At 65.5% G+C, this 2,213-nt stretch carries 4 protein-coding genes and 2 pseudogenes; all 6 read left to right on the plus strand.

The window, feature by feature from the left end; genetic code table 11:
- Positions 1-77: 77 nt before the first annotated feature.
- Positions 78-171 (plus strand): annotated as a pseudogene (locus AC067M_RS36285) (type I methionyl aminopeptidase); the annotation flags it as partial.
- Between the two features lie 141 nt (positions 172-312).
- Entirely contained in the window at positions 313-534 is a 222-nt protein-coding gene (gene infA / locus AC067M_RS36290) for a translation initiation factor IF-1 (RefSeq protein ID WP_003948620.1), read from the plus strand.
- Between the two features lie 67 nt (positions 535-601).
- Positions 602-715: a 50S ribosomal protein L36 gene (rpmJ, locus tag AC067M_RS36295; protein WP_004984509.1), complete on the plus strand. Its 114-nt coding sequence runs from the start codon at positions 602-604 to the stop codon at positions 713-715.
- A gap of 193 nt (positions 716-908) precedes the next feature.
- Positions 909-1,289, plus strand: coding sequence for a 30S ribosomal protein S13 (rpsM, locus tag AC067M_RS36300; RefSeq protein ID WP_037680379.1), 381 nt, complete (start codon positions 909-911; stop codon positions 1,287-1,289).
- A 65-nt stretch (positions 1,290-1,354) separates the two neighbouring features.
- The gene (gene rpsK / locus AC067M_RS36305) at positions 1,355-1,759 is read left to right on the plus strand and encodes a 30S ribosomal protein S11 (protein ID WP_003956432.1); all 405 of its coding nucleotides are present in this window, start codon (positions 1,355-1,357) and stop codon (positions 1,757-1,759) included.
- A 182-nt stretch (positions 1,760-1,941) separates the two neighbouring features.
- Positions 1,942-2,213 (plus strand): annotated as a pseudogene (locus tag AC067M_RS36310) (DNA-directed RNA polymerase subunit alpha); the annotation flags it as partial.

Genomic DNA, 2,213 nt, shown 5'->3' on the forward strand with positions numbered 1-2,213 from the left:
CGGCGCCGGACCCTCTGGCGTGACGGCGAGGCTGCGCCACGACCGCCGGTCGGAGCGTGTGAGGCGCCCTGGTGCCCTGGCCCTCCCACTGGCAACACTCGGTCGCCCTGACCGAGCAGGGTCAAGCATGCGGAGTGCGGCGTGACGGTGGCGCCGGATCCGGTTGCATGATGCGGGGCCGGGTGGGGCAGGCTTCCTCGATTCGTGTTTCCGGGTGCGCTGACGTAGACTGACTCGTCGGCTCTCGTGCACCCGCATGCCTGCATGCGCTCGTACAGAGTCGATCAAGGTAGTCGATTCGAAGGGCGAAGCGTGGCCAAGAAGCAAGGTGCCATCGAGATCGAGGGCACTGTCGTCGAGTCTCTTCCGAACGCCATGTTCAAGGTCGAGCTCCAGAACGGCCACCAGGTCCTGGCACACATCAGCGGCAAGATGCGCATGCACTACATCCGCATCCTCCCTGACGACCGGGTCGTGGTGGAGCTGTCTCCGTACGACCTGACGCGTGGCCGGATCGTCTACCGGTACAAGTAGATCTTGCCCCACGTCCCGCGTATCTGCGCGGGGCCGCCGGCAACTGACCCGGAGAACCTCACATCCCATGAAGGTCAAGCCGAGCGTCAAGAAGATCTGCGACAAGTGCAGGGTGATCCGCCGTCACGGCCGGGTCATGATCATCTGCGAGAACCCGCGCCACAAGCAGCGCCAGGGCTGATCGCGAGCAGATCGCACCCTCTGCTTTTCGTAGAGACTTCGCGCGACGCGAGCTGAATATGTTCATACGCAGATCCCAGGCGAGCGATCGCCTGACACCCCCGGTTCGGAGGCCGGGGACCTGGTTCGTACCTGATACGGCGGCCGGGAGTCGGTTCTGTGGAAGACCTCCGAGGATCAACTGGAGCCATTGAATGGCACGCGTTTCCGGTGTTGACATCCCGCGCGAAAAGCGCGTGGAGGTCGCCCTCACCTACGTGTTCGGCATCGGCCGGACCCTTTCGCAGTTGACGCTGGCCGAGACCGGCATCGACCCCAACACCCGCGTTCGCGACCTCTCCGAGGAGCAGCTCGTCGCGATCCGCGAGTACGTCGACAACAACATCAAGACCGAGGGTGACCTCCGTCGCGAGATCCAGGCCGACATCCGCCGCAAGGTCGAGATCGGTTGCTACCAGGGTCTGCGTCACCGCCGCGGCCTGCCCGTCCGCGGTCAGCGCACCAGCACCAACGCCCGCACCCGCAAGGGCCCGCGTCGCGCCATCGCCGGCAAGAAGAAGCCGGGCAAGAAGTAGTCCGCAGCGGACGCCTGTCCACGGTCTTCGCTGTAGGACCGACCACCTCCCGTAGGAGTTAAGAGATGCCCCCCAAGGGACGTCAGGGCGCTGCCAAGAAGGTGCGCCGCAAGGAAAAGAAGAACGTCGCTCACGGCCACGCGCACATCAAGAGCACGTTCAACAACACGATCGTCTCCATCACGGACCCGTCCGGCAACGTGATCTCCTGGGCCTCCGCCGGCCACGTCGGCTTCAAGGGCTCCCGGAAGTCCACGCCGTTCGCCGCGCAGATGGCCGCCGAGTCGGCTGCCCGCCGCGCCCAGGAGCACGGCATGCGCAAGGTCGACGTGTTCGTGAAGGGCCCGGGTTCCGGTCGTGAGACCGCGATCCGCTCCCTGCAGGCCACGGGCCTCGAGGTCGGCTCCATCCAGGACGTCACCCCGACCCCGCACAACGGCTGCCGTCCGCCGAAGCGTCGTCGCGTCTGACGTACGGCTGCTTCGCGCAGGCTTACGGGGGTGTGGGGGTGTCCCCCACATAACCCCGCCGGGCGGTACGGCTCTGTAGGCCGTATCGCCCGTACCCTTGCAGTACCCGCGCTTCTCACAGGGTGCGGTTTCCGTCGGGCGTCAAATAGCGGGCGTCCACGAAAGAAGGATCTGATCCACACATGCTGATCGCTCAGCGTCCCTCATTGACCGAAGAGGTCGTTGACGAGTTCCGCTCCCGGTTCGTGATCGAGCCGCTGGAGCCGGGCTTCGGCTACACCCTCGGCAACTCCCTCCGCCGCACCCTCCTGTCGTCGATCCCCGGTGCCGCTGTCACCAGCATCCGCATCGACGGTGTTCTGCACGAGTTCACCACCGTGCCGGGCGTCAAGGAGGACGTCACCGACCTGATCCTCAACATCAAGCAGCTGGTCGTCTCCTCGGAGCACGACGA

This window comes from Streptomyces sp. NPDC043427, from assembly GCF_056436655.1.